Origin of the sequence: Sphingopyxis sp. DBS4 (assembly GCF_024628865.1) — a bacterium.
Taxonomy (GTDB): domain Bacteria; phylum Pseudomonadota; class Alphaproteobacteria; order Sphingomonadales; family Sphingomonadaceae; genus Sphingopyxis.
The window spans coordinates 3351978-3375834 of record NZ_CP102384.1; the positions used below are offsets into that span (position 1 = coordinate 3351978).

Consider the following 23857-nt stretch of genomic DNA (forward strand, 5'->3'; position numbering starts at 1 on the left):
TGCCCCGATGAAAGGCTGAATAATGGAAATCCGCGCCGCTGAAATCAGCAAGGTCATCAAGGACCAGATCGCCAATTTCGGCACCGACGCCACGGTCAGCGAGATCGGCTCGGTGCTGTCGGTCGGTGACGGCATCGCCCGCGTCCACGGCCTCGACAATGTCCAGGCCGGCGAGATGGTCGAATTCGCCAATGGCGTGAAGGGCATGGCGCTCAACCTCGAGGCCGACAATGTCGGCATCGTGATCTTCGGCTCGGACTCGGAGATCAAGGAAGGCGACACCGTCAAGCGCACTGGCACGATCGTCGACGTCCCCGTCGGCAAGGGCCTGCTCGGCCGCGTCGTTGACGGCCTCGGCAATCCGATCGACGGCAAGGGCCCGATCAAGGCCGACAAGCGGATGCGCGTCGAGGTCAAGGCGCCGGGCATCATCCCGCGCACCTCGGTCCACGAACCCGTCCAGACCGGCCTGAAGGCGCTCGACGCGCTCGTTCCCGTCGGCCGCGGCCAGCGCGAGCTGATCATCGGCGACCGTCAGACCGGCAAGACCGCCGTCGCGATCGACACCTTCATCAACCAGAAGGAAGCGAACAAGGGCGACGACGAGTCGAAGAAGCTCTATTGCATCTACGTCGCCGTCGGCCAGAAGCGCTCGACCGTCGCGCAGATCGTCCGCCAGCTCGAAGAAAATGGCGCGATGGAATATTCGATCGTCGTCGCCGCGACCGCGTCGGAACCCGCGCCGCTTCAGTATCTCGCGCCTTACACCGGCGTGACGATGGGCGAGTTCTTTCGCGACAACGGCATGCACGCCGTGATCGTCTATGACGATCTTTCCAAGCAGGCGGTCGCCTATCGCCAGATGTCGCTGCTGCTCCGCCGCCCGCCGGGCCGCGAAGCCTATCCGGGCGACGTCTTCTATCTCCACAGCCGCCTGCTCGAGCGCGCCGCGAAGATGAACAGCGACAATGGCTCGGGCTCGCTCACCGCGCTGCCGATCATCGAAACGCAGGCGGGCGACGTGTCGGCCTATATTCCGACCAACGTGATTTCGATCACCGACGGCCAGATCTTCCTCGAAACCAACCTTTTCAACGCGGGCATCCGCCCGGCGATCAACGTCGGCCTGTCGGTGAGCCGCGTCGGCTCGGCCGCGCAGACCAAGGCGATGAAGAAGGTGTCGGGCTCGATCAAGCTCGAACTCGCGCAGTATCGCGAGATGGAAGCCTTCGCGCAGTTCGGCTCGGACCTCGACGCCTCGACGCAGAAGCTGCTCAATCGCGGCGCGCGCCTGACCCAGCTTCTGAAGCAGCCGCAGTTCCAGCCGATGCCGTTCGAGGAGCAGACCGCGTCGATCTTCGCCGGCACCAACGGCTATCTCGACAATGTCGCCGTGGGCGACGTCTCGCGCTACGAGCAGGCGATGCTCGCCTATCTGCGCAGCGACCATGGTGATGTGCTGAAGACGATCCGCGACACCAAGGACCTGGGCGACGACGCCAAAAAGGGTCTGGTGGCGGCGCTCGACGCCTTCGCAAAGATTTTCGCGTAACTATCCACCTCGTCATCCCGGCGAAGGCCGGGATCTCGACGGTGAGACCCCGGCCTTCGCCGGGGTGACGGAACAAAGGTAAAAGACGGGACTTATGGCCAGTCTGAAGGAACTCAAAGGGCGGATCGTCTCGGTCAAATCGACCCAGAAGATCACCAAGGCCAAGAAGATGGTCGCCGCCGCCAAGCTGCGCAAGGCGCAGGCCGCGGCCGAGGCCGCGCGCCCCTATGCCGAGCGGCTCGAAGGCGTCGTCGCCAGCCTGGCGTCGAAGGTCGGTGCGTCGGATTCGGCGCCGAAGCTGCTCGCGGGCACCGGCAAGAGCGACACCCATCTGCTCGTCGTGCTGAACAGCGACCGCGGTCTTGCGGGCGCGTTCAACTCGAACATCGTCAAGGCGGCGCGCGACAAGGCGCTGGAATTGCAGGGCGAGGGCAAGAAGGTTCTCTTCTATCTCATCGGCCGCAAGGGCCGCCCGGTGATCGCGCGCCTGTTCGCCGGCCAGATCATCGAGCAATATGACACGACCGGCATTCGCGATATCGGCTTCGAACAGGCGCACGACATTTCGGCGAAGGTGATGGAGCTTTACGAAGCCGGCGCCTTCGACGTCGCGCATCTCTTCTATTCGAAGTTCCGCTCGGCGCTGCTTCAGGAAGCGACCGGCCAGCAGTTGATCCCCGTTCCCGCGCCCGCCGACATTCCGGCATCGAGCGGCGCGGCGGTCGAGTATGAGCCCGACGAGGAAGCGATCCTCGCCGACCTGCTGCCGCGCAACATCACGATCCAGATTTTCAAGGGCCTGCTTGAAAACGCCGCGTCCGAACAGGGCGCTTCGATGACCGCGATGGACAATGCGACGCGCAACGCGGGCGAACTGATCAACAAGCTGACCATCATTTACAACCGCACGCGTCAGGCGGCGATCACCACCGAACTTATCGAAATCATCGCTGGCGCCGAAGCGCTCTAAGCTATCCAAGCAAGGAAAGAACCAATGGCAACCGCACCTGCCCCCGAGAAGAAGGCTCCCGCCAAAAAGGCCGCCGCGCCCAAGGCTGCTGCGCCGAAGAAGGCCGCCGCCCCCAAGAAGGCGGCCCCCGCCGGCGCCGCCACGGGCCGCATCGCCCAGGTCATCGGCGCCGTCGTCGACGTCCAGTTCACCGGCGAACTGCCGGCGATTCTGAACGCGCTCGAAACCGACAACAATGGCAACCGCCTCGTCCTCGAAGTCGCGCAGCACCTCGGCGAGAACACGGTTCGCACCATCGCGATGGACGCGACCGACGGCCTGACCCGCGGCCAGCCCGTCACCGACACCGGCGCGCAAATCTCGGTTCCCGTCGGCCCGCAGACGCTCGGCCGCATCCTCAACGTCATCGGCGACCCGATCGACGAGCGCGGCCCGATCAACGCCACCGCGACGGCGCCGATCCACGCCAAGGCCCCCGAATTCGTCGACCAGTCGACCGAAACGAGCATTCTCGTCACCGGCATCAAGGTCATCGACCTGATCGCGCCTTATGCGAAGGGCGGCAAGATCGGCCTGTTCGGCGGCGCGGGCGTCGGCAAGACCGTGCTCATCCAGGAACTGATCAACAACATCGCCAAGGGCCACGGCGGCACCTCGGTGTTCGCGGGCGTCGGTGAACGCACCCGCGAAGGCAACGACCTCTATCACGAATTCCTCGACGCCGGCGTTATCGCCAAGGACAAGGACGGCAACCCGACCCCCGAGGGATCGAAGGTTGCGCTGGTGTTCGGCCAGATGAACGAGCCGCCGGGCGCGCGTGCCCGCGTCGCGCTGTCGGGTCTGACGATCGCCGAATATTTCCGCGATCAGGAGGGCCAGGACGTGCTCTTCTTCGTCGACAACATCTTCCGCTTCACGCAGGCGGGTTCGGAAGTGTCGGCGCTGCTCGGCCGTATTCCGTCGGCCGTGGGCTATCAGCCGACGCTGTCGACCGACATGGGCGCGCTGCAGGAACGCATCACCTCGACCAACAAGGGGTCGATCACCTCGGTGCAGGCCATCTACGTTCCCGCGGATGACTTGACCGACCCTGCTCCCGCAACCTCGTTCGCCCACTTGGACGCAACCACGACGCTGAACCGCGCGATTTCGGAACTCGGCATCTATCCGGCGGTCGATCCGCTCGATTCGACGAGCCGCGTGCTGACCGCCGCCATTGTCGGCCAGGAGCATTATGAGACCGCTCGCCGCGTTCAGGAAACGCTGCAGAAGTACAAGTCGCTTCAGGACATCATCGCCATTCTCGGCATGGACGAGCTCAGCGAAGAAGATAAGCTGGTCGTCGCCCGCGCGCGCAAGATTCAGCGCTTCCTGTCGCAGCCGTTCCACGTCGCCGAAGTCTTCACCAACATCCCCGGCAAGTTCGTGGCGATCGAGGACACGGTGAAGTCGTTCAAGGCGGTGGTCGACGGCGAATATGACCACCTTCCCGAAGCAGCCTTCTACATGGTCGGCGGCATCGAGGAAGCAGTCGCCAAGGCCGCCAAGCTGGCCGCCGACGCGGCGTAAATCGAATTCCCCTCCCGCTTGCGGGAGGGGTTAGGGGAGGGCCTGTCGGGGAACAGGCCTTTCACCGAACCGGAACACACCCTCCCCCGACCCCTCCCGCAAGCGGGAGGGGGGAGATTGAAGAATGGCCCTGAAGTTCGAACTCGTCACCCCCGCCCGCCTCGAGCGGTCGAGCGACGTCTATATGGTCACCGTGCCGGGCAGCGAGGGCGATTTCTCGGTGCTCGAAGGCCACGCGCCCTTCATGGCGACGCTGCGCAACGGCCCGCTGACCATCTATGCCACCAGCGGCGCGGCGCCCGAGACGATCGAGGTCGAAGGCGGCTTTGCCGAAGTGAACGAAGCCGGCCTCACCGTGCTCGCCGAGCATATCGCAGGCTGATCGGGCGGATCGCATCGAATCAAAAAGGGGGCTTCAGCCCCCTTTTTTATACACCGGCGTCAACCGCCCGGCGGACCATAATCCCAATCATGCGCCTTGCTGCCGTCCATCAGCGAAATCCGGGCCTTCAGCCGGTCGCCTTCGCGCCAGTAACGGATGCGCTGCGGATAATCATGCGCCGGGTTCGCAAATTCGATCATCCGGTCCCCCGTCGCAACCATCGGAAATTCGGCTGCGGGGCGCCCGAACGGCTGCGCGAAGAAGGCGAGTGTTCCATCCGCCTTTCGCATGATCCGCGTATGCTCGAAAATGCCAAGGCCTTCGCCCTTTCCGATTCGCGCGGCACCGATCATGATGCCGCCGCGCGGCGGGGTCCAATATTCGTCGGCCCAGCGATTTTCGGATGCCGTCTGCTCCCACGCTCCCGCCATCCAGCCCGGGAGCGGCGCGGGAGCTTCCGACGCCGCGGCGGCGCCCGCCGTAGCCAAGGCTACCAACACCATGATCGCCTGTCGCATCGATACTCTCCTTCGCATTGCGCCGTAAAATATCGCCCCGCGCGAGCGGCAAGGATAGGTTAAAGCTAATTTTACCATATTTCGTCTAGGCCGAATGCTGGCCCATGACCTATTTCGCACAGGATATCGCCGGACTGGCTCTCGGCACGCTCGTTGCGGCGCTGGTCTTCATCCTTCCCGCTTTTTCCGGCGTCCTGCTATTCGAACGCCTGGGCCGCGCGCGCGGCTTTCCGGGGATCGAAGGCGAGTGGCAGCGGGTCGGCTGGACGCTGATCCTTGCACTGGCGATCCTGCCCGCTTGCGATGCACTGTTCATTCGCGCGATCGGCATCGCCGGGACGTTGACCGTGCACGCCGCGCTGGTTCTGGCCGCAGCACCGCTCTATCGACGCCCCGCGCTTCGGATCGGCTGGCCCTTCGCCGCGCTGGCACTACTCTGGTGGCTTCTCCTCGCCGTGGCGGTCGTCGACGTCGATATCGGCGACCGGCTCCATCAGAGCCTCGTGACCTTCGACATGGTCAAACATGCCGCGACGATCGAGAGCATCGCACAATATGGCCTGCCGCTTCATGACCCCTTCTACGCGCGGACCGAACCGGCGGGTTATTATTATTACTATTATATCTGGGGGGCGCTGGTTCGCTGGGTCACGAGCGGGCTGGTCGACGGCCGCATGGCCTTTGCCGCCACCGCCTTCTGGTCGGGCCTGGCCTTCATCGCGCTGTTGTGGCGCGTCGCGAAGGATGCGGACCTGATCCGCATCGGGCGCGATCGCCGCTTCCTGCTGATCGCCGCGCTGCTGTGCTTCGCGACCGGGCTCGATCTGGTGCCGACGCTGGTCGACTATCTCGCGACCGGCGCCGCGGCCCGGCAGGTCGATTATTGGAACGAGGAAATCCGGTTCGCGCTCACGTCGATGATGTGGGTTCCCCATCATCTCGGCGGCTTCATCGCGGCCTGGTGCGGCGTCCTGCTGCTGCACCGCGCCGCAACGCCGCCATCGCCGCGCTTCGTTCTGGCGGGGCTCGCCGGGATCAGCTTTGCAACCGCGTTCGGCATGTCGGCGTGGATCGCGCTCGGCGCGGCCCCCGCGCTTCTGCTCTGGGTGCTTCTCGAAGGACGTCGGGGGCGACCGCAACTGCTGCTGCTCGCGGCCGTCTCGGCCCTCGTCGCGCTGCTCTTTGCCGCACCCCAGTTTATGGACCTGCTGCACGGGCGGGTGAGCGACGGGGTGCCGGTTCAATTGTGGATTCGCCGCGTCAGCGGCTTTCAGTACGACGGCGCCGGCACGCCGCAGGCCCTGCTCGTCCTCGCGCTGCTGCCGATCGGCTATGCCCTCGAGTTCGGCCTGTTCGCGCTGGGCGGCAACCTCTATCTCCGCCTCTACGGCCGATCGAAAATGGCAGGGCCCGCGACGGGGAGGCCGATCCGAAGCTTTCTGCTGATTGGCTTTCTGACCTCGCTGCTGATCGTCAGCTTCGTCCGGTCGAGCATCATCAACAATGATCTCGGCTGGCGCATCATCTGGTTCGCACAGTTCGCCGCGATGATCTGGACCGCGGCGGTGGTCCAGAGCATGGCACCGCAATCGCCTTTCGCACCGGCCGGTCGGGGCATCCTGCGGCCCGGGGCGATAGGGTGGATATTCCTGTTCATCGGGGTCGCGGGCAATGGCTGGGACATGGTCGGCCTGCGCGTGAAGCTCCCCGATCCCGGCGCGACCTTCCCCGGTCCGGTCAACCGGCAGCCGCTGGACGATATGGCGCAGCGCCGGGCCTATGACTGGGCCAACGATCATCTGCCGCACCGGGCGATCCTCCAGCATAATCCGGCGCAGCTTTATCGCATTTTCGATTTCGGCCTCTATGGCCGCAACCGCGTCGCGCTGGCCGATGGCGCAGCGAATTTGTTCGGAGTCAGCGCCGCCATGGCGCAACATCGCCGCGATGTGATCCGTCCGATTTTCGAGCAGCGGCTGACGCCAGCCCGAATCACCGGAGTCGCGCGTGCAAATCGCATCGACTATCTGCTCTTCGTTGCCGTCGATCCGGTGTGGAAAGCCACCGGCGGCCCGCCCTCGGGGCTTCGCTGCCTCTACAGAAACGAGCGCGCGTGCATCGTTGACGTCGCGTCCATCGCGAAAGGTGCTTCCGATTAGACAACTCGCCTCTCTCCTGCTGACGCTGATGCTGGCGGTTGCGGCCGGATTCATCCTCTATGTCGGCCTTACCCGCTCGCCCTTGTTCGCCGGGATTTCGATCCTCTTTTATCGCGGCCTGATCCTGTGCGCGCTATCCGCCGTGCTGGTGATGGCAGCCATGGTGCTGCGCCGGCAGCGGCTCGACCTCGCCACGATCGTTGCGGCGGGGGCGCTGTCGCTCAGCTTCAACATCTGCTTTCTGATCGTCCTGCCGGTGACGCTCGACCGCTCGATCAGCGTTTTCATGCTCGCCCAGATCGAACAGCATCAGGATGACGCGCTGGATAGCCGGCGGATCACCGACATTTTCGTCCGGAAATATGTCGGCGACATGCGGCAGATGGACCGGCGGATCGCCGAACAGACAGCGTCGGGCAATATCGTGACGGTCGATGGCCATGTCCGCCTGACCGATCAGGGCCATCGCTTCCTGGCGCTTTCGCGCACGCTGGCGCGATTGTTCGGAACCGACCCGCGCTTCGTGGGCCTCGCCCCTACTGCGCCACCCGAGGCCCCCGCCGCGTCCCCGCATTAGGAGATTATCAAAGTTTCCCTTTTATTCACCTTGGCCGTTGGGGGTTCGTCCGCGCGGCGCGCGGCAATGTCCAAAATGTTGATTTGAAGCAGGACAAAGCGAATGAGTGCATTCGGACGCCGACCCGGAACCGCTGGCCGCCCCGCCTTTGGCGTGGCGAAGCCGATGCAGACGGGCCCCGGAATGGGCGGCTCGCAATTCCCTGCGATCGACACGCCCGCGCCCGAGGCGCCGCCACCGATTCCGTCGAACCTGACCCCCGAACAGGAAGCGATGGAGCGGCTGAACCAGCGCTCGACCGCCGAAATGGCCGAGCCCGAAAAGGCGCAAGGTTTCGAGGCGTCGGTCCACAAGATCAAGGAACAGGTGCTGCCGCGCCTGCTCGAACGCGTCGACCCCGAGGCCGCCGCGACGCTGAGCAAGGACGAGTTGACCGAGGAATTCCGCCCGATCATCCTCGAAGTGCTCGCCGAGCTTCGCATCACGCTCAATCGCCGCGAGCAGTTCGCGCTCGAAAAGGTGCTCGTCGACGAATTGCTCGGTTTCGGGCCGCTCGAAGAGCTGCTGTCCGATCCCGACATCAGCGACATCATGGTCAACGGACCGTATCAGACCTATATCGAACGCAAGGGCCAGCTCGTCATCGCGCCGATCCAGTTCCGCGACGAACAGCATCTCTTCCAGATCGCGCAGCGCATCTGCAATATGGTCGGCCGCCGCGTCGACCAGACGACGCCGCTCGCCGACGCACGCCTCAAGGACGGCAGCCGCGTCAACGTGATCGTGCCGCCGCTGAGCCTGCGCGGCACCGCGATCTCGATCCGTAAGTTCTCGGCCAAGCCGATCACGCTCGACATGCTCTGCCAATGGGGCGCGATGAGCCAGAAGATGTGCACCGCGCTCAAGATTGCGGGCGCCAGCCGCTTCAACATCGTCATCTCGGGCGGCACCGGCTCGGGCAAGACCACCATGCTCAACGCCCTGTCCAAGATGATCGACCCCGGCGAGCGCGTGCTGACGATCGAGGACGCCGCCGAACTGCGGCTCCAGCAGCCGCACTGGCTGCCACTCGAAACGCGCCCCGCGAACCTCGAGGGCAATGGCGCGATCCACATGGGCGACCTTGTCAAGAACGCGCTGCGTATGCGCCCCGACCGCATCATCATGGGCGAGGTTCGCGGATCGGAGTGTTTCGATCTGCTCGCCGCGATGAACACCGGCCACGACGGATCGATGTGCACGCTCCACGCGAACAGTCCGCGCGAATGCCTCGGCCGTATGGAGAATATGGTGCTGATGGGCGACATCAAGATTCCGAAGGAAGCGATCTCGAAGCAGATTGCCGATTCGGTCGACCTGATCGTCCAGATCAAGCGCCTGCGCGACGGCTCGCGCCGCGTCACCAACGTCACCGAGGTGATCGGCATGGAAGGCGACGTCATCGTCACCCAGGAACTGTTCAAGTTCGAATATCAGGACGAGGACAAGGACGGCAAGATCATCGGCGAATATCGCGCGATGGGCCTGCGCCCCTATACGCTGGAAAAGGCGCGCCAGTTCGGGTTCGATCAGCCCTATCTGGAGGCGTGCCTCTAATTCCGTCGTCATTGCGAGCGAAGCGAAGCAATCCAGGGCGGTTTACACAGGCTCTGGATTGCTTCGCTCCGCTCGCAATGACGGGAATCAGCCCTTCAACCCGAACGCCGCCGCGAACAGCGCCACCGTGACGCTGATCAGCGCGATACCGCGCCACGGCATGAAACCGACCGCATCGACGTCGCGCCGGTGACGGCGGCGGTAATCGGCGACCTCGGCGACCACCGCAAGTACGGCACTGACCGCGCTCACCGTCAGCATCGACCCTTGCATTGACGCGCATCCCTTCGCAAACAGGGGCTTCTTCTCCCCCGGAAAGAGGTGCCCATATGCGTCCGCTGATCCTCGTTGCAAGTGCTCTCGTCGCCCTCGCGGCGCCCGCCCTCGCCGAAAGCCCGAACGGCGAGGCCATCGCCCCCTCTATCGCGGACGCGGTGGCCGCCTCGACACGCACGCCCGCCAATGTCGCGCGCGACCGTTATCGCCACCCCGCCGAAACCCTCGCCTTCTTCGGCGTGAAACCCGGCGACACGATCGTCGAGCTGTGGCCGGGCGGCGGCTGGTACACCGAAATCCTCGCGCCGCTGTCGAAGGCGGGCGGCGGCACGCTCTATGCCGCGGCGCCTTGGGAAAAGGGCCTGAATCGCATCCGCGAATGGCAAAGCGCGAAGCCCGATCTTTATGGCGCGGTCAGGCTCGCCGAATTTCCCGCGACCGGTGCCGGGCCGAAAGTTCCCGACGGCAGCGCCGATGTCGTGCTGACCTTTCGCAATGTCCACAACTGGCGATTCGGCGGCACCGACAAGACCGGCGAAGCCTTCCGGCAAATCTATGCGATGCTGAAACCCGGCGGTGTGCTGGGCGTCGTCGATCACCGCCTGCCCGAGGAGATGGATTCGGCGCTTGAGGAAAAGAGCGGATACATGAAGCGCTCGTCGGTTGTCGCCTTCGCCGAAGCCGCGGGCTTCAAACTCGCGGGCGAAAGCAACGTCAATGCCAATGCGAAGGACAGCCACGACTATCCGGGCGGGGTCTGGACGCTGCCGCCGTCGCTGGCCCAGAAGGATGTCGACCGGGAGAAATATCTGGCGATCGGCGAATCGGACCGCATGACGCTCAAATTCGTGAAGCCCGCGCCCTGAAACATCTCGAGTCCATCGACCCCGCGCTACTGCTCAGCGCCTATGCGCAGGGGCTGTTCCCAATGGCCGATGGGGCCGACGACCCGTCGGTCCACTGGGTCGAGCCGCGGCTGCGCGCGATCCTGCCGCTCGATGGCTTTCACCTGTCGAAGAGCCTGAAGAAGGTCATCGTCTCCGACCGTTTCCGCGTTACCACCGACACCGCCTTTCGCGACATGATGGCGCTCTGCGCCGAACCCGCCGACGATCGGCCGACGACCTGGATCAACCCGGTCATCAAGACGAGCTACGAGCGGCTGTTCCAGCTCGGCCACGCGCACAGCGTCGAATGCTGGCTGGACGGCGCGCTCGTCGGCGGCCTCTATGGCGTATCGCTCGGCCGCGCCTTCTTCGGCGAATCGATGGTCAGCCGGGCGCGCGACGCATCGAAGGTCGCGCTCGCGCATCTCGTCGCGCGGCTGAAGGCGGGCGGCTGGCGGCTGCTCGACTGCCAGTTCATCACCCCGCATCTCGCCAGCCTCGGCGCGATCGAAATCCCCCAGGCCGATTATCTGGCGCGGCTCTATTCGGTGCTGTCGGACGGCGCGGCCTTGGGTGCCGGCGCTGCCTTCGGCGCAGGCGCGGGAGCGGGCGCAGCGGCACCCTCGCCGCCATTCGTCGCCGGCGATTGGGGCGCGCTCGACGGTTTGGGCGCGGGTGCGGCCGATTTGGGGACCGCATGCTGGACGGGCTCGCCGCCGGGATATGTCATCGCGCAGCTTTTGACATAGACGTCGAAAATCGGGTGCTGGATCACGTTGCGCTCGGGGCGCTCCTTGAACAGCCAGCCCGAAAAGACGCGATACCATTTGTCGTCGCGTTGATCCTGCACGGTGAGTTGGACGAAGGCGCCGGTTTCGGGCGGATCCTCCCACGGCGCGGTCTGTTCACACGCACGCAGCCGCACGATCGCACGGCCGACGCGCGCGGTCTCGCCCGGCTTCATCTCGAGCTCGCGGACGAGGCCGTTGCGCTTGTTGAGCAGGCCGAGCACCGCGACGCGCTGATCCATCGGGGTCGCGCCCTCGATCCCGCCGACTTCCTGCGGGACGCGTTCGGACTTGGCGAGTTGCGCCGTGGTTTCGCCGGGCCGCTTGCCGCCGTTCCGATCGCACGCGGTCAGCGCGGTCGCCGCGACAAGCGCCAGGAGCGCGATGCGGGAGAGGGAAGCGCTCACGAAGCTCAGTCGGCGCCCGGACGCCACGCTTCGTAGTCGCCGGTCGCTGCGGCGCGGTGGCCGCCGCGTTCGAGCGCGCCGGCGGGGCGATAGGCGCCGAGGCTGCCGGTCAGGTTCGCGCTCGGCTCCTTCTCCCAAGCGCGCGGCGCGGGCAGCGCCTCACCGGGCAGTTCGTCGAGCGTGCCGTGCAGCCAGCCGTGCCATTCGGGCGGAACCCGGCTCGCATCGTTCGAGCCGTTGTAGATCACCCAGCGGCGTGTCCCCTTCTTCGCGCGATAGTAGCGATTGCCGAGGCTGTCCTCGCCGACCTTTTCGCCGCTGCTCCAGCTGTTCAGCAACGTGCCGACGGTCGCGCCGTCCCACCAGGTGAAAATCTTGCCGAGGATGCTCATGGCGGTGGCGTTTACAGGGAAGGACGCGCGGTTCGCAAGCGTCAAACGGTGCGGCGCACCGCTATTTCCCATCTTTCCACGTCACTTTGGCGCTCTCGTCGAGCCCGAGCCGCGCCGCGGTGCCGCCCGCGAGTTCGAGCACCGCGGCGACATCGCCGCCGCTGACCACGGGTTCGAGCGATTCGGGGATCGTGTTTTCGGCGATCCGGTCGATGCTGCCGTCGGCGCGCACGAAGATCATGTCGAGCGGAATCAACGTGTTCTTCATCCAGAAGCTCGCGATCTTCGGCTTCGCAAAAGGAAAGAGCATCCCGCCGTCGGTGGGCAGGCTGGTACGGAACATCAGCCCCTGCGCCTGCTCGTCGGCGCTGCGCGCGACCTCGACGCGAAAGGCGTGCGCCGTGCCCGCCATGTCGATCGTCAGCGGAATCGTCGCGGCGCTCTCCGCCTCGCTCCCCGCGCTGCTGCACGCCGCCAGCGGCAGCGCGAGCGACAGGGCGAGAGCGGTCAGCAGAATGCGCATCGACAAATCCTTATCCCGAAAGCGATGCCGGGACCTAATCCAGCATCGCCGCATCGTCCAGCGCCGCCAGTGCGTCGGCGTCCCCCGGCGGGACGGCGAGGATGCGGCGGGCGAGGGCGAGCGAATGCCCCGCGCGCGCGAAGGCCGCGACCTGCCGCTCGCGGCTCTTCGGATCGTCGTCCGCGCGCACCGCGAATGGGCCGAACCGCCGCCGCCGTGCAAAGCCGATCGCCGCCGCGACCGCGTGCTCCTCCGCTTCGGCGATCGCTTCGCCGCTGTCCGCGTCGGCGATGCCGTCGACGAAGAGCTGCGCCTTCACGCGCCGCAGCCCCAGCCCGCGCCGCGTCATCGCCCCGGCGCGCATCGCGGCATATTGGCGATCGTCGAGGAAGCGCAGCCGCTCCATCCGGTCGGCCACGGCCTTGCACGCCGCCATGGCGTCAATTTCATCAACCCATTCGGATTCCCGAACTTTCCGCGCCAGATAGCGCGTCAATTTCGCCCGACTCGTCGCGAATCGCGCAACATAGGCGAGCGCCAGTTCGTCGAGCTTCGCTGCGTCCAGCGGTTTACGGGAACGGTCGGACGGAACGCGGCGGGACACCATGCCATGTTTATGCCACAGTCGGGCCTGATTGAGAACGACCAGAGCCGCCATATCGGGCATCAAAGCCCGGAAATGGGCCAATTTGTTTAACCTGACCGGGATCGCGCAGCGCAGACATGGCTCAAAAGGATGACATGATCGTTGCAGCGCGTTCCGATAGCCGGGATTCGCGAAGCCTTATGACCGAAAATTCCGCCCCCGCGGTGGAGGATCTCGCCCCCACCCCGACCCACTGCGCCCAGCCGCGCCGTTTTTCGGACTTCGCCACCGTCGGCGAAGCCCTCGACTATGCCGCCGCCGGCACCCGCGGGCTCAATTTCCACGATCCGCGCGGAAAGCTGATCCGCCCCTATCCCTATCGCGAGCTCAAGGCCGACGCGCTCACCGCCGCCTATCGCCTCGTCGCCGCGGGCGTCCGGCCCGGCGACCGCATCGCGCTGATCGCCGAGACCGGCCCCGAATTCGCCGCGCTTTTCTTCGGCACGATCTACGCGGGCGCCTGGCCCGTACCGCTGCCACTGCCGACCAGCTTCGGCGGCCGCGAATCCTACGTCGGGCAACTCGTCGTCCAGCTCACGAGCTGCGACCCGAAAATGCTGTTCTTCCCGCCCGAAATCGCCGCGATGGCGACCGAGGCCGCCGAACAGCGCGGCGTCGCGCCGATGGACTGGAGCGCGTTCGCGACGCGCCCCGCCCCGGTCGCCGCGCTTCCCGAGCAAAAGACCGACGAAACCTGCTACCTCCAGTACAGCAGCGGCTCGACGCGCTTCCCGCACGGCGTCGCGGTGACGCATGGCGCGCTGCTCAACAACCTCGCCGCGCATTCGCACGGCATGCACGTGCAGGACAGCGACCGCTGCGTGTCGTGGCTGCCCTGGTATCACGATATGGGCCTCGTCGGCTGCCTGCTCTCGCCCGTCGCCAACCAGGTGTCGGTCGATTATCTCAAGACCGAGGATTTCGCCCGCCGCCCGCTCGCCTGGCTCGACCTGATCAGCCGCAATCAGGGCACAACGCTCAGCTATTCGCCCACTTTCGGCTACGACATCTGCGCGCGCCGCGTGTCGAGCCAGACGCATGTCGCCGATCGTTTCGACCTGTCGCGCTGGCGCGTGGCGGGGAACGGCGCCGACATGATCCGCCCCGACGTGATGCAGAGCTTCGTCGATGCCTTCGCCGATGCGGGGTTCAAGGCGAGCGCCTTCCTGCCGAGTTACGGCCTTGCCGAGGCGACTCTCGCGGTCAGCATCATGCCGCCGGGCGAAGGCATCGTCGTCGAACTGGTCGAGGAGACCGAACTGTCGGGCGCCTCGACCGACGCCGGCCGCCCGACCCGTTATCGCGCGATCGTCAACTGCGGCCGCGCCGCGCGCGACATGGTGATCGAGGTCCGCGACGAGGCGGGCAACGTCCTGCCCGACCAGACGGTCGGCAAGGTCTGGTGCACTGGCCCGTCGCTGATGACCGGCTATTATCGCGACCCCGAGGCAACCGCCGCCTGTATGGCGGACGGCTGGCTCGACACCGGCGACATGGGCTATTTGTCGGACGGCTACATCTATATCGTCGGCCGCGCCAAGGACATGATCATCATCAACGGCAAGAATCACTGGCCGCAGGATATCGAATGGGCGGTCGAACAGCTTCCCGGCTTCAAGTCGGGCGACATCGCCGCCTTTGCGATCACCACGCCGGGGGGCGAGGAAACCCCCGCGGTGCTCGTCCAGTGCCGCACCAGCGACGACGCTGAACGCATCGCGCTGCGCGAGACGATCCGCGACCGCGTCCGCGCGATTACCGGCATGAACTGCCTGATCGAACTGATCCCGCCGCGCACCCTGCCGCGCACCAGCTCGGGCAAACTCAGCCGCTCGAAGGCGCGCGCGCAATATCTGGCGGGCGAGATCCAGCCGCTGGCGATCGCGGCTTAGGCGCAATCTCGATCCGTCAGTCGGCAAGCGTCGGGTTTCGACCGGAAGCGCACCTATCTTCTCCCCTCCCTGCAAGGGAGGGGGCGGGGGTGGGTGGCCGCCGAAGGCGGCGCTCTTCCTTCCGGCTCGCTATGCTCGCTACCCACCCCTAACCCCTCCCTTTCAGGGAGGGGAATATCCGCTCCCCACCCCAATGCCGCCATTCCAGGTGAATTGCCGCGCCAGTCCTGTCCCGCCCCGGAACAATATTATCGCTCGCGAACAGGCGGATAGTTACGTTCGAGTAACCCCGGGGCGTTAAACGGGCTCCCGTGAAGAGCCTGTTGACCGACCATATCGATGCCGACGATGCGTCCGTGCGAACCCTCTTGGGGCTGGGGCCGCGGCGCCAGGACATCGGAAACCTCCGCCAGCTTCAGCTCGCGCCGCTTCACGGCAAGGGCAAGATGCGCCTGTGGGTCGGGATCGTCATGGTACTGCTTGCGGCCTTCAGCATGGTGCCGCAGGTCCGCTGGGGGATCGCGGCAGGCTGGCTGACCTGCGCGCTGATCTTCTGCCTCTGGTCCTATCGCGTCTTCGTCACGCGGCCGCTGGGCGAGGCGCGCGCGACGAGCGCCGGCGAATTCGCGCTGTGCAACCGCCATGCCTTCTATGCCGCGCTGCTCTGGATCGTGCCCTTCTGGCTGCAGGGACCGGTGCCCGACGCCGGCCACGCGCTCGCCATGTGGGCGATCACGCTGCTGATGATGCTGACGCTGGCGATGATCGCGCACAGCCTGCCGTCGGTGTGCATTCTCTATATCGCGCCGGTCAGCCTGTCGGCGGCGCTTGCGCTTGCGCTGGCCGGGGCGCCGCAGCTCGCGGCGGGGGCGATCGCCGCCGGGCTGCTGCTCTCCGGCTTCTGCGTGCGCTTTGCACAGAATCACGTCCGCTTTCGCCGCGCCGAGGAGACGCTGCACGAAAAGACCGAAACGGTCAGCCTGCTGCTGCGCGAATTCGAGGAAACCTCGGCCGACTGGCTGTGGCAGACCGACAATGCCCGCCGCCTGGTTCATGTCTCGCCGCGCCTCGCCTTTGCGCTCGGCGGAACCGCCGAGGCGCTCGAAGGCGTGCCGCTGCTCCAGGCGCTGTCGGGCGATGCGTGGGAGAGCGGCCAGTTCCCCAAGAACCTTCACACCATGGCCGAGCGGATGAAGCGGCGCGAGAGCTTCTCGAACCTGATCGTTCCGGTGACGATCGGCGGCAAGCCGCGCTGGTGGGAATTGTCGGCGTCGCCGCGCCTCGACGAAACGGGCAAGTTCCTCGGCTTTCGCGGCGTCGGGTCGGACGTCACCGAACAGCATGCGACCGCCGAGCAGATCGCGCGGATGGCGCGCTTCGACAATCTGACCGGCCTTCCCAACCGCCTCAGCCTGCACGAGGATCTGGCGCGCGCGCTGAATCAGGCGATGGAAGCGAAATCGCGCTGCGCGATGCTGATGATCGACCTCGACCGCTTCAAGGCGGTCAATGATACGCTCGGCCATCCGACCGGCGACAAATTGCTCGCGCAGGTCGCCGCGCGCCTGAAAGGGCTGATGGAACGCGGCATGACCTGCGGTCGCCTCGGCGGCGACGAGTTCGCGGTGGTGCTCCACAACGTCCCCTCGGCGAACGACGCCGAGGATCTTGCAAAGCGCATCATCGCCGCGATCAGCCGGCCCTATGTGGTCGACAATCACCAGCTCTTCGTCGGCGCCAGCATCGGCTATGCGATCGGCCCGCAGGACGGTTCGACGGTCGAGACGCTGACCCGCAACGCCGACCTCGCACTCTACAAGTCGAAGGACAAGGGCGGCAACGTCGTCGCCGCCTATGTCGCTTCGCTCCACGCGCAAGCCGAGGAACGGCGCGTGATGGAACAGGAACTGCGCGGCGCGCTCGATCGCGGCGAGTTCGAGCTTTACTACCAGCCGGTGGTCACCGCCGTCGACGGCACGCTCAACGGCTTCGAGGCGCTGATCCGCTGGAACAACCAAAAGCTCGGCAATGTTTCGCCCGGCCGCTTCATCCCGCTCGCCGAAGACAGCCGTCTGATTTCGCCGATCGGCGAATGGGTGCTGCGCACCGCGTGCCACGAGGCGATGAAATGGCCGTCCAACCTCAAGGTCGCGATCAACGTCTCGGCCGAACAGCTCACTGATCCGTCCTTCGCCTCGGTCGTCGTCTCGGCGCTCGCACAGAGCGGGCTGCCGCCGCAGCGGCTCGAGATCGAGGTCACCGAAAGCGTCTTCCTGCGCGACGGCGGCGGCGCGGCGCAATTGCTCGACCAGCTTATCGGCCTTGGCATCCGCCTGTCGCTCGACGATTTCGGCACCGGCTATTCGTCGCTCGGCTATCTGCGCAAGACGCAGTTCTCGACGATCAAGGTCGACCGCAGCTTCGTCGTCGGCGCGGCGAAGGGCAGCATCGAATCGATCGCGATCATCCGCGCCGTCGTCGCGCTCGCCGACAGCCTCGGCATGTCGACGACGGCGGAAGGGGCCGAGACCGAGATCGAGGTCGATACGATCCGCACCCTCGGTTGCAGCAATATCCAAGGCTATTATTACGGCCGCCCGATGCCCGCGACCGACGTGCTGATGCTCTTCCGCCGCCCCGAAACGGCGACTGCGGCGGCGTGACCAGCCTTCCATCCGTCATCCCGGCGAAGGCCGGGATCTCGCCGGTGCAGCATTACCGATAGGGTGAGATCCCGGCCTTCGCCGGGATGACGATTCCAAGGGGAAATCAACGCAGGGCGATCCGTCAAACGACGACCCGAACCTTCCGAGCGACGAATGGAACGTCTTAACAAAAGGTTCCCCCGCTCATCGCATGGAGGGCGCGATTCACCGCTTGATTGTTGGTGACGCGCAGCGGCTGCGGCAAAGACCCTGCAACGCTTGAAGACAAGCCAAAGGGGTCGCTTTTCATGCTCAACCGCCGCTTTCTGGGTGCCTTCGCCCTGTGCGCCTCGCTGCTCGCCAGCGTCCCGGCCAGCGCGCTCCAGTGCGTTCCCTTTGCCCGCGCCGAATCGGGCGTCGAAATCCGCGGCAATGCCAAGACCTGGTGGTCGCAGGCGGCGGGCGAATATGACCGCGGCCAGGAACCCCGCAAGGGCGCCGTCATGGCGTTCGCGGGCACCCGCGGCATGCCGCTCGGCCATGTCGCAGTGGTCAAGAAGATCGTCAGCGACCGCGAAATCCTCATCGACCATGCGAACTGGTCGCCGATCAACGGCCGCCGCGGCCAGATCGAGCGCAACGTCCGCGTCGTCGACGTCAGCGACAAGGGCGACTGGAGCCTGGTCCGCGTCTGGTACGCGCCGATCGGCGATCTTGGTCTGCGCGCCAATCCGGTGCAAGGTTTCATCTACGCCGACGGCGACGCCAAGGCCGGCGGCAGCCACAAGGCGTTCGAGGAACCCGTGTGGGCGCAGAACGACTGGAAGCCCGGCAACGGCCTCGACCTCGTCGCCGCCTCGCTGCGCTGATCCAGACCCAAGATTGATAAAGCTGATCCCCTCCCGCAGGCGGGAAGGGCAGCGAGACTTGGGCGCTTGCACCTTAGAATGTGATCGGCCTTGAATAAAACACAAGCGTGTCCCCGCGAAGGCGGGGACCCATCTCCGGACGGTTCGGGATAGCACCGACCGGATATGGGCTCCCGCCTTCGCGGGAGCACACAGCCTTTTCAATCAAAGATGATCACGCCCTGGTTGCAGCGGGTAGCCATGGCAGCGTCGCCGTCCACTCGGCATCGGGTCAGTCTTCCGACGCCTCGTCGCCCTCGGCCGCATCCTCGAACCAGGCCTCGACCTCGCCCGACAGCTTGATCGTCATCGGCTGGCCGAACCGATCCTTCGACTTGCCCGCGGCGACGCGGATCCAGCCTTCCGAGATCGAATATTCCTCGACGTCGGTGCGCTCCTTGCCCTTGAAGCGGATGCCGATGCCGCGCTGCAGCACCTCCATGTCGAAATGGGGCGAGCGCGGGTTCGTCGACAAATGGTCGGGCGGCGTATCGGTCATCTTCTATCTCCGGTTCTGGCCGTCGCCGCTAGGCGAGACGCCGCGCCAAATCAAGCGCCGGCGAACCCTGTGTCCGCCGACTCGACGGGCGCGCGCGGCCAGGCGGGCCTGCGCGCTCGGCCCGCAAAGCTCGACTCCGCCGCCGCGAGCCGCTCGGCGGCCGGATAGAGGTCTCGATCCTCGCGTTCGATCCGCATCGCCAGTGCGCTCAGCATGTCGGTCGTTTCGGCGCAAAAATCGGACCATCGGGCTTCGATGCCCTCCGCCGTCCAGCGCGCGTCATAGGCCGCGAAGTCGGCCGCGAGATGCCCCATCTCGTGCACGAACGTCTCCGCCAGCGCAATCAGGTCGGGATCGCCCTTGGCCTGCAGACGCGGATAGAGCGCCCAATCCTCGCATTTGAGATGACGGATCAGCGTATCGCGCAACATGCCACGCACCGCCGCGAGTTCGGTGGCGCGCGGCGGATGCGGCGCTGCGACAAGCTTCGTCAGGAAACGCGACAGCGTGACGAGCGCGGCATGTTCGGCGCGCAACCGCGCGATCTCGCTCGTCCTGGACATGGCAACCCCCGAAAACACCAGAGGCCCCTGTTCTCCCCACCTAGGCGAGCCGCGTGAAAAGAGCGTTAACCACCACGTCCCAAGCCGGCATCGCCCGCGCGATGCGGCGCGTTCGGACGAGCCCGCTGGCGGCTCCCGCCAAATTCGCCTAATCCCTCGATCGATGGAAACGAAGCGCCGCGGCACGATCCGGACCAATGATCCCGAGGGGATGCGCGCGCGCATCCTCGACGCCGCCGCGGACCTGTTTCAGGCGCGCGGCTATCACGACACGTCGGTACAGGACGTAAAGCGGCGTGCGGGGGTGTCGAGCGGCGCCTTCCACCATCATTTCGAATCGAAGAAGGCGCTGGGCCTGGCGGTCGTGCGCGAACGGGTCGCGGATGCGCTGCAGGCCGCCTGGCTCGCCCCGCTGATCGCCGCGCCGACCGTGGCCGAGGGGGTGCGCGCCGCGATGGCGGCGATCGGCAGCGAACTCGGCGATCAGGGCTTCGTGCGCGGCTGCCCGGTCAACAATCTCGCGGTCGAGCTTGCCTTTTCGGATTCGGATTTCCGCGCCGCACTCCAGCATATCTTCGCCGACTGGCAGGCACGCATCGCCGAACGCATCGCCGCCGAACCCACGCCGCCGGCCTTTGCCGGGGTCTCCGCCACCGACCTCGCGGGCTTTATCGTCGCCGCCTATTCGGGCGCGATGACGATGGCGAAGGCCGAACAATCCCCCGCCCCGCTCGATTCGGCGGTCGCGATCCTGATGCGCTTGCTGGCCCGGCCCTAAACATACAATCCGGGACGCTCAGGCGCGGGAGAACTCCATGATCCAGTTAACTTCCCAGGTAGCGCCGTTGTCGGCCGAAAAGGCCTGTTCCCAGCGTGCCCCGGAATCGGTGATCTCCGACCAGATGAAGCGAATGTCGATCGGCCTCCCGGCATGTTCGTCCTTGCCGAAGAAGGTGCCGACGCCGCTCACGAAGCGCCCCTGAAGCGGCGGCGCGAGCCCCGGAAAGCGCGAATCGAGCCACCAGATCGACCAGAGGCCGGTCACGGGATCGGTGCGCCGCACCGTCGCGGCGGCATAGGCGCCGTTCGGGTCTTCCAGCCAATGATCGTCGACATTGCCCGCGCCGCCGATCAACTCCCAGCCGCGGCAGGTGCCATCGAATTCGAACCAGTCGGTGTTCCCCGCCAGCCGCTCGCTGAGCTTGCGGTGCCGCACGCGCCAGTCGCCGGTCTGGAAAGCGAAGTCATGGCGTCCGTCGTGCATCATCCTCTCCTTTCTCAGCGCAGCGCCGATCGCGGCGTCGGGTCGAGCCGCAGCGTCTGCGGCGGGCGCTCCTCGGCATCGTGCAGAGTGGCCGCGACCCTGCTTTGCCAGCGCGCGCTCCGGCGCGCCCCTGCCAGCGCCGCGGCGATCGCGTCGTGGCTGTCGCCGCGCACGAACCAGACAAGCAGCTTGCGGTCGTCGCGAACGGGAAGCTGCGGGAAATTATTGGGCTCGCCGAGCGGCACATAGGCGGCGATGACGTCCACCCCCGCCGCTTCGAGCGCCGGCTTCATCTCGTCTGCAAAGAAAGCAGCGAAACCCGCGTCGGGAGTCTTCCACAGATATTCGATGATCACCTGCACCGTCCCACCCGCCGCATCGGGCTCGCGCGCCTTCGCCGGAGCGAAGCCCAGCCCCGGCGCCGCGGGTGTCAGCAGCAGCACATTGTCATTGTCGTCGAGCATCGGATTGGCGGCGGCGCGGTTCGCCTGCCACACGGGTCCGAAGTAAAAGGCCTTCAGCCCCCGCTCGCGCGCCGCCATGTCGCGAAAACCCCGAATCCAGGTGAAGCGCGCCGCGTCGTCGTGATCGCGATACTGGCCGACGATCCGCATCCCGAGCGCTTCCTGGCTCTCGACGAACTTCGCGTCGAACAGCGCCACGAAATCATCGCGCACGTCCCGGACCAGCTTATATTGGCGAAGCTCGACGATCCGGGCGTCGGTGGCCTCCGCCGTCTGCCCGCGCGCGGTTCCGGCCGCCGCGCCGATCATCGCCATCCCCGCCATTACCATCGCCCCAGCCCGTTTTCCGATCATCGCATACCTCTATCGGCCATACAGACGGGTCGACCTGTTTTGTCAAGCATGATGAAACAGCGCTCCGCGAACGCGAAACTCGATGGTCTGAGATAGAAGGACGCCCCCGCGAAACCGGCCGCGAGCCCGGATCAGCGATGCCTGGCCTTCCACGCGCGAACCGCCGCCATCGTCTTTTCGATATGCGCCTGCGGATTGCGATCGGTATAGGCGAGCAGGATGGTGCCGTCCGGCGCGATGACGAACGAGGTTCGGTTGGAGATCATCGTCTGCCCCGGCCCCGGCATGGCGGTGTCATATCTCGCCGCGATCTTGGCGCCCGGATCGGCCGCGACGGCGAATTTGTCGCGGCATTCCGACCGGGAAAACTCCGCGACGCGATCGATGTTGCCGGCGGTGACGCCGACGACGCGCGCGCCGAGCCGGTTGAAGTCGTCGCTCGCTTCGGCGAAGAGATGGGCCTCCACCGTGCAGCCGGGCGTGAAAGCAGCGGGGAAGAAATAGAGCACGACCGGCCCTTTCCGCAGCGCCTGCTTCAAGGACAGGCTGAAAGGCTTGCCGCCCAACGCGGCGTTCAGCGTGAAGTCGGGCGCCTTCGCGCCTTGCTGAAGGGCCGCGATGCCCTGTGCCGGAAGGACGGCCAGCGCCAGACCAAGGCCGAGCGACGCCACCATCCCGAATTGAGCGATCTTCTTCCGGATTTTCATCGGCGGTTCTCCAACGCGAACGGGGCCAGCGCATCCGGTCCGGTTCACACGCGATTACCATGCTGTCGAGACGCATGCAAAAGCGATGCGATCGGCGGCGCCCTCTTGCCGCCTTCAGGTCGGCGATGCATCATCGCGGCATGACCAAATATCTCATCTCCTTCCCGAGCGAAGCCATGGTCTTGACGGATGAGGAGCTTCCGATCGTGTCCGCCACTGCGCACGCGGTGATCGAGGAAGCGAAGGCCGCCGGCGTCTATGTGTTCGGCGGAGGCATCGACGAGCAGGTCGCGCCGGTGCGGATCTTTGCCGACGGGTCGGTGTCTCCCGAAACCTATCCGGACAGCCGGCTGAACGGCGGCTTCACGGTGCTGGAATTGCCGACGTATGAAGACGCGGTCGCATGGGCGGGCAGGATCGCCGCGGCCTGCCGGTGCGCGCAGGAACTTCGCGCGTTCATGTACGATCCGGCGAGCTAAGGCGGAATCGACTTCGAAACACATATGGGTCCCCGCGAAGGCGGGGATCCATCTCCGGTCGGTTCAAAATCACACTGGCCGGAGATGGGCTCCCGCCTTCGCGGGAGCACGCTTTTTTTGGCTTAAAGCCGGTCGCCCGCGTCACGCCAGACCCCCGGCGCCAGATCGCCGAGCTCCCACGGTCCGACCCGCCAGCGGACGAGCCGCAGCGTCGGATGGCCGACCGCGGCGGTCATGCGGCGGACCTGGCGGTTGCGGCCTTCGGTGATCGTCAGTTCCAGCCAGCAGTCGGGCACGCTCTTGCGGTACCGCACCGGCGGGTCGCGCGGCCACAAGTCGGGCGGATCGATTCGGCGCGCGGCGGCGGGGCGGGTGGGGCCGTCGTTCAGCACGACGCCGGATCGCAGCCGATCGAGGCTCTGCGCATTGGGTTCGCCCTCGACCTGCACCAGATAGGTTTTGGGCATTTTGTGCCGCGGCGACGCTATGCGCGCCTGCAACGCCCCGTCGTCGGTCAGGAGCAGCAAGCCCTCGCTGTCGCGGTCGAGCCGGCCCGCGGGATAGACACCCGGCACGTCGATATAATCCGACAGCGTCGCGCGCGCGGTTTCGGTGCCGCGGTCGGTAAATTGCGACAGGACGCCATAGGGTTTGTTGAACAGGATCAGCCGGCTCACGGCGCGGTCCTCTTGAGATTGGAAAGCCGACCTATCTAATCGTTCGTGTCGAGCGAAGTCGAGACATCCCGCGGTTTGGCACAGCCCCGATGGATGTCTCGACTTCGCTCGACACGAACGGGAATAGGGAGGGTCCAAAGAAAAACCGGCGACCCGATGGAGC

At 65.9% G+C, this 23857-nt stretch carries 25 protein-coding genes and 1 pseudogene; 14 read left to right on the forward strand and 12 right to left on the reverse strand.

Going from position 1 to position 23857, the window contains the following annotated elements; all coding sequences use genetic code 11:
* Positions 1-22: 22 nt before the first annotated feature.
* From atpA to NP825_RS16115, 4 genes are all read left to right on the forward strand, one after another.
* A complete protein-coding gene (gene atpA, locus NP825_RS16100; RefSeq protein WP_257545351.1) occupies positions 23-1552 on the forward strand; it encodes a F0F1 ATP synthase subunit alpha in 1530 nt (509 codons plus the stop codon).
* Between the two features lie 94 nt (positions 1553-1646).
* Positions 1647-2522 (forward strand): F0F1 ATP synthase subunit gamma, encoded by an 876-nt coding sequence (locus NP825_RS16105; RefSeq protein ID WP_257545353.1) that lies wholly within the window; start codon positions 1647-1649, stop codon positions 2520-2522.
* Between the two features lie 24 nt (positions 2523-2546).
* A complete protein-coding gene (gene atpD, locus NP825_RS16110) occupies positions 2547-4091 on the forward strand; it encodes a F0F1 ATP synthase subunit beta (RefSeq protein ID WP_257545355.1) in 1545 nt (514 codons plus the stop codon).
* 124 nt (positions 4092-4215) lie between these two features.
* Positions 4216-4473 carry an ATP synthase F1 subunit epsilon gene (locus NP825_RS16115; RefSeq protein WP_257545358.1) on the forward strand — a complete coding sequence of 86 codons (258 nt, stop codon included), beginning with the start codon at positions 4216-4218 and terminating at the stop codon, positions 4471-4473.
* A 59-nt stretch (positions 4474-4532) separates the two neighbouring features.
* Here NP825_RS16115 and NP825_RS16120 read toward each other — a convergent pair whose 3' ends face one another.
* A complete protein-coding gene (locus tag NP825_RS16120) occupies positions 4533-4991 on the reverse strand; it encodes a DUF6265 family protein (protein ID WP_257545360.1) in 459 nt (152 codons plus the stop codon).
* Between the two features lie 104 nt (positions 4992-5095).
* Between NP825_RS16120 and NP825_RS16125 the strand changes: the two genes are divergently transcribed.
* The 3 genes from NP825_RS16125 (at position 5096) to NP825_RS16135 (ending at position 9323) form a co-directional block, all read left to right on the forward strand.
* Positions 5096-7150 carry a hypothetical protein gene (locus NP825_RS16125; RefSeq protein ID WP_257545362.1) on the forward strand — a complete coding sequence of 685 codons (2055 nt, stop codon included), beginning with the start codon at positions 5096-5098 and terminating at the stop codon, positions 7148-7150.
* 28 nt (positions 7151-7178) lie between these two features.
* On the forward strand, positions 7179-7727 hold the full coding sequence (locus NP825_RS16130) for a hypothetical protein (protein ID WP_257545364.1): 549 nt from the start codon (positions 7179-7181) through the stop codon (positions 7725-7727).
* A 102-nt stretch (positions 7728-7829) separates the two neighbouring features.
* Entirely contained in the window at positions 7830-9323 is a 1494-nt protein-coding gene (locus tag NP825_RS16135) for a CpaF family protein (RefSeq protein WP_257545366.1), read from the forward strand.
* A gap of 87 nt (positions 9324-9410) precedes the next feature.
* On the opposite strand, the gene NP825_RS16140 is transcribed toward NP825_RS16135, so the two are convergent.
* Positions 9411-9584 (reverse strand): hypothetical protein, encoded by a 174-nt coding sequence (locus tag NP825_RS16140; RefSeq protein ID WP_257545368.1) that lies wholly within the window; start codon positions 9582-9584, stop codon positions 9411-9413.
* Positions 9585-9652: 68 nt separating this feature from the next.
* On the opposite strand from NP825_RS16140, the gene NP825_RS16145 reads away from it, so the two are divergent.
* Together NP825_RS16145 and aat are read left to right on the forward strand one after the other, a co-directional pair.
* Complete coding sequence (locus NP825_RS16145; protein ID WP_257545370.1) at positions 9653-10465, forward strand: class I SAM-dependent methyltransferase; 813 nt, start codon at positions 9653-9655, stop codon at positions 10463-10465.
* Positions 10462-11235 (forward strand): leucyl/phenylalanyl-tRNA--protein transferase, encoded by a 774-nt coding sequence (aat, locus tag NP825_RS16150; RefSeq protein WP_257551499.1) that lies wholly within the window; start codon positions 10462-10464, stop codon positions 11233-11235. Before NP825_RS16145 ends, aat begins: the two co-directional genes overlap by 4 nt.
* Positions 11236-11279: 44 nt before the next feature.
* Here aat and NP825_RS16155 read toward each other — a convergent pair.
* From NP825_RS16155 to NP825_RS16170, 4 genes and pseudogenes are all read right to left on the reverse strand, one after another.
* Positions 11280-11516, reverse strand: a pseudogene (locus tag NP825_RS16155) (DUF2155 domain-containing protein); the annotation flags it as partial.
* Positions 11517-11686: 170 nt separating this feature from the next.
* Positions 11687-12073 (reverse strand): NADH:ubiquinone oxidoreductase subunit NDUFA12, encoded by a 387-nt coding sequence (locus NP825_RS16160; protein ID WP_257545372.1) that lies wholly within the window; start codon positions 12071-12073, stop codon positions 11687-11689.
* Positions 12074-12134: 61 nt separating this feature from the next.
* Positions 12135-12596 carry a DUF192 domain-containing protein gene (locus NP825_RS16165; protein WP_257545374.1) on the reverse strand — a complete coding sequence of 154 codons (462 nt, stop codon included), beginning with the start codon at positions 12594-12596 and terminating at the stop codon, positions 12135-12137.
* A 34-nt stretch (positions 12597-12630) separates the two neighbouring features.
* Complete coding sequence (locus tag NP825_RS16170; protein WP_306997306.1) at positions 12631-13254, reverse strand: RecX family transcriptional regulator; 624 nt, start codon at positions 13252-13254, stop codon at positions 12631-12633.
* A gap of 128 nt (positions 13255-13382) precedes the next feature.
* Here NP825_RS16170 and NP825_RS16175 point away from each other — a divergent pair, with 128 nt between their 5' ends.
* The 3 genes from NP825_RS16175 (at position 13383) to NP825_RS16185 (ending at position 18648) form a co-directional block, all read left to right on the forward strand.
* Positions 13383-15134 carry a fatty acyl-AMP ligase gene (locus NP825_RS16175; protein ID WP_257545376.1) on the forward strand — a complete coding sequence of 584 codons (1752 nt, stop codon included), beginning with the start codon at positions 13383-13385 and terminating at the stop codon, positions 15132-15134.
* A gap of 311 nt (positions 15135-15445) precedes the next feature.
* Complete coding sequence (locus NP825_RS16180; protein ID WP_257545378.1) at positions 15446-17797, forward strand: bifunctional diguanylate cyclase/phosphodiesterase; 2352 nt, start codon at positions 15446-15448, stop codon at positions 17795-17797.
* A gap of 290 nt (positions 17798-18087) precedes the next feature.
* Positions 18088-18648 (forward strand): CHAP domain-containing protein, encoded by a 561-nt coding sequence (locus NP825_RS16185; protein WP_257545381.1) that lies wholly within the window; start codon positions 18088-18090, stop codon positions 18646-18648.
* A gap of 271 nt (positions 18649-18919) precedes the next feature.
* Here NP825_RS16185 and NP825_RS16190 read toward each other — a convergent pair whose 3' ends face one another.
* Positions 18920-19186 carry a DUF3297 family protein gene (locus NP825_RS16190; protein ID WP_257545383.1) on the reverse strand — a complete coding sequence of 89 codons (267 nt, stop codon included), beginning with the start codon at positions 19184-19186 and terminating at the stop codon, positions 18920-18922.
* A 50-nt stretch (positions 19187-19236) separates the two neighbouring features.
* Positions 19237-19749, reverse strand: a complete 513-nt coding sequence (locus NP825_RS16195; RefSeq protein WP_257545385.1) for a hemerythrin domain-containing protein — start codon at positions 19747-19749, stop codon at positions 19237-19239.
* A gap of 163 nt (positions 19750-19912) precedes the next feature.
* Between NP825_RS16195 and NP825_RS16200 the strand changes: the two genes are divergently transcribed.
* Positions 19913-20527 carry a TetR/AcrR family transcriptional regulator gene (locus NP825_RS16200; protein WP_257545387.1) on the forward strand — a complete coding sequence of 205 codons (615 nt, stop codon included), beginning with the start codon at positions 19913-19915 and terminating at the stop codon, positions 20525-20527.
* Positions 20528-20545: 18 nt separating this feature from the next.
* Here the strand turns inward: NP825_RS16200 and NP825_RS16205 are convergent, their stop codons facing one another.
* From NP825_RS16205 to NP825_RS16215, 3 genes are all read right to left on the reverse strand, one after another.
* A complete protein-coding gene (locus tag NP825_RS16205) occupies positions 20546-21013 on the reverse strand; it encodes a DUF1579 domain-containing protein (RefSeq protein ID WP_257545389.1) in 468 nt (155 codons plus the stop codon).
* A 14-nt stretch (positions 21014-21027) separates the two neighbouring features.
* Positions 21028-21831 carry an NIPSNAP family protein gene (locus NP825_RS16210; RefSeq protein WP_257545392.1) on the reverse strand — a complete coding sequence of 268 codons (804 nt, stop codon included), beginning with the start codon at positions 21829-21831 and terminating at the stop codon, positions 21028-21030.
* A gap of 131 nt (positions 21832-21962) precedes the next feature.
* Complete coding sequence (locus NP825_RS16215) at positions 21963-22538, reverse strand: peroxiredoxin (RefSeq protein WP_257545394.1); 576 nt, start codon at positions 22536-22538, stop codon at positions 21963-21965.
* A gap of 140 nt (positions 22539-22678) precedes the next feature.
* Between NP825_RS16215 and NP825_RS16220 the strand changes: the two genes are divergently transcribed.
* On the forward strand, positions 22679-23017 hold the full coding sequence (locus NP825_RS16220) for a YciI family protein (RefSeq protein WP_257545396.1): 339 nt from the start codon (positions 22679-22681) through the stop codon (positions 23015-23017).
* A gap of 122 nt (positions 23018-23139) precedes the next feature.
* Here the strand turns inward: NP825_RS16220 and NP825_RS16225 are convergent, their stop codons facing one another.
* Complete coding sequence (locus NP825_RS16225) at positions 23140-23694, reverse strand: pseudouridine synthase (RefSeq protein ID WP_257545398.1); 555 nt, start codon at positions 23692-23694, stop codon at positions 23140-23142.
* Positions 23695-23857: the final 163 nt, after the last annotated feature.

Excerpts from the sequence above, each read along its gene's own strand:
- NP825_RS16160 (WP_257545372.1), bottom strand. The coding sequence starts at position 12,073 with ATGAGCATCCTCGGCAAGATTTTCACCTGGTGGGACGGCGCGACCGTC.
- NP825_RS16140 (WP_257545368.1), bottom strand. The coding sequence starts at position 9,584 with ATGCTGACGGTGAGCGCGGTCAGTGCCGTACTTGCGGTGGTCGCCGAG.
- NP825_RS16165 (WP_257545374.1), bottom strand. The coding sequence starts at position 12,596 with ATGCGCATTCTGCTGACCGCTCTCGCCCTGTCGCTCGCGCTGCCGCTG.
- NP825_RS16130 (WP_257545364.1), top strand. The coding sequence starts at position 7,179 with ATGCTGGCGGTTGCGGCCGGATTCATCCTCTATGTCGGCCTTACCCGC.
- NP825_RS16190 (WP_257545383.1), bottom strand. The coding sequence starts at position 19,186 with ATGACCGATACGCCGCCCGACCATTTGTCGACGAACCCGCGCTCGCCC.
- NP825_RS16220 (WP_257545396.1), top strand. The coding sequence starts at position 22,679 with ATGACCAAATATCTCATCTCCTTCCCGAGCGAAGCCATGGTCTTGACG.
- NP825_RS16200 (WP_257545387.1), top strand. The coding sequence starts at position 19,913 with ATGGAAACGAAGCGCCGCGGCACGATCCGGACCAATGATCCCGAGGGG.
- NP825_RS16145 (WP_257545370.1), top strand. The coding sequence starts at position 9,653 with ATGCGTCCGCTGATCCTCGTTGCAAGTGCTCTCGTCGCCCTCGCGGCG.
- NP825_RS16135 (WP_257545366.1), top strand. The coding sequence starts at position 7,830 with ATGAGTGCATTCGGACGCCGACCCGGAACCGCTGGCCGCCCCGCCTTT.
- NP825_RS16170 (WP_306997306.1), bottom strand. The coding sequence starts at position 13,254 with ATGGCGGCTCTGGTCGTTCTCAATCAGGCCCGACTGTGGCATAAACAT.
- atpA (WP_257545351.1), top strand. The coding sequence starts at position 23 with ATGGAAATCCGCGCCGCTGAAATCAGCAAGGTCATCAAGGACCAGATC.
- NP825_RS16205 (WP_257545389.1), bottom strand. The coding sequence starts at position 21,013 with ATGCACGACGGACGCCATGACTTCGCTTTCCAGACCGGCGACTGGCGC.
- NP825_RS16115 (WP_257545358.1), top strand. The coding sequence starts at position 4,216 with ATGGCCCTGAAGTTCGAACTCGTCACCCCCGCCCGCCTCGAGCGGTCG.
- NP825_RS16185 (WP_257545381.1), top strand. The coding sequence starts at position 18,088 with ATGCTCAACCGCCGCTTTCTGGGTGCCTTCGCCCTGTGCGCCTCGCTG.
- atpD (WP_257545355.1), top strand. The coding sequence starts at position 2,547 with ATGGCAACCGCACCTGCCCCCGAGAAGAAGGCTCCCGCCAAAAAGGCC.
- NP825_RS16195 (WP_257545385.1), bottom strand. The coding sequence starts at position 19,749 with ATGTCCAGGACGAGCGAGATCGCGCGGTTGCGCGCCGAACATGCCGCG.
- NP825_RS16215 (WP_257545394.1), bottom strand. The coding sequence starts at position 22,538 with ATGAAAATCCGGAAGAAGATCGCTCAATTCGGGATGGTGGCGTCGCTC.
- NP825_RS16210 (WP_257545392.1), bottom strand. The coding sequence starts at position 21,831 with ATGATCGGAAAACGGGCTGGGGCGATGGTAATGGCGGGGATGGCGATG.
- NP825_RS16125 (WP_257545362.1), top strand. The coding sequence starts at position 5,096 with ATGACCTATTTCGCACAGGATATCGCCGGACTGGCTCTCGGCACGCTC.
- NP825_RS16120 (WP_257545360.1), bottom strand. The coding sequence starts at position 4,991 with ATGCGACAGGCGATCATGGTGTTGGTAGCCTTGGCTACGGCGGGCGCC.
- NP825_RS16105 (WP_257545353.1), top strand. The coding sequence starts at position 1,647 with ATGGCCAGTCTGAAGGAACTCAAAGGGCGGATCGTCTCGGTCAAATCG.
- NP825_RS16175 (WP_257545376.1), top strand. The coding sequence starts at position 13,383 with ATGACCGAAAATTCCGCCCCCGCGGTGGAGGATCTCGCCCCCACCCCG.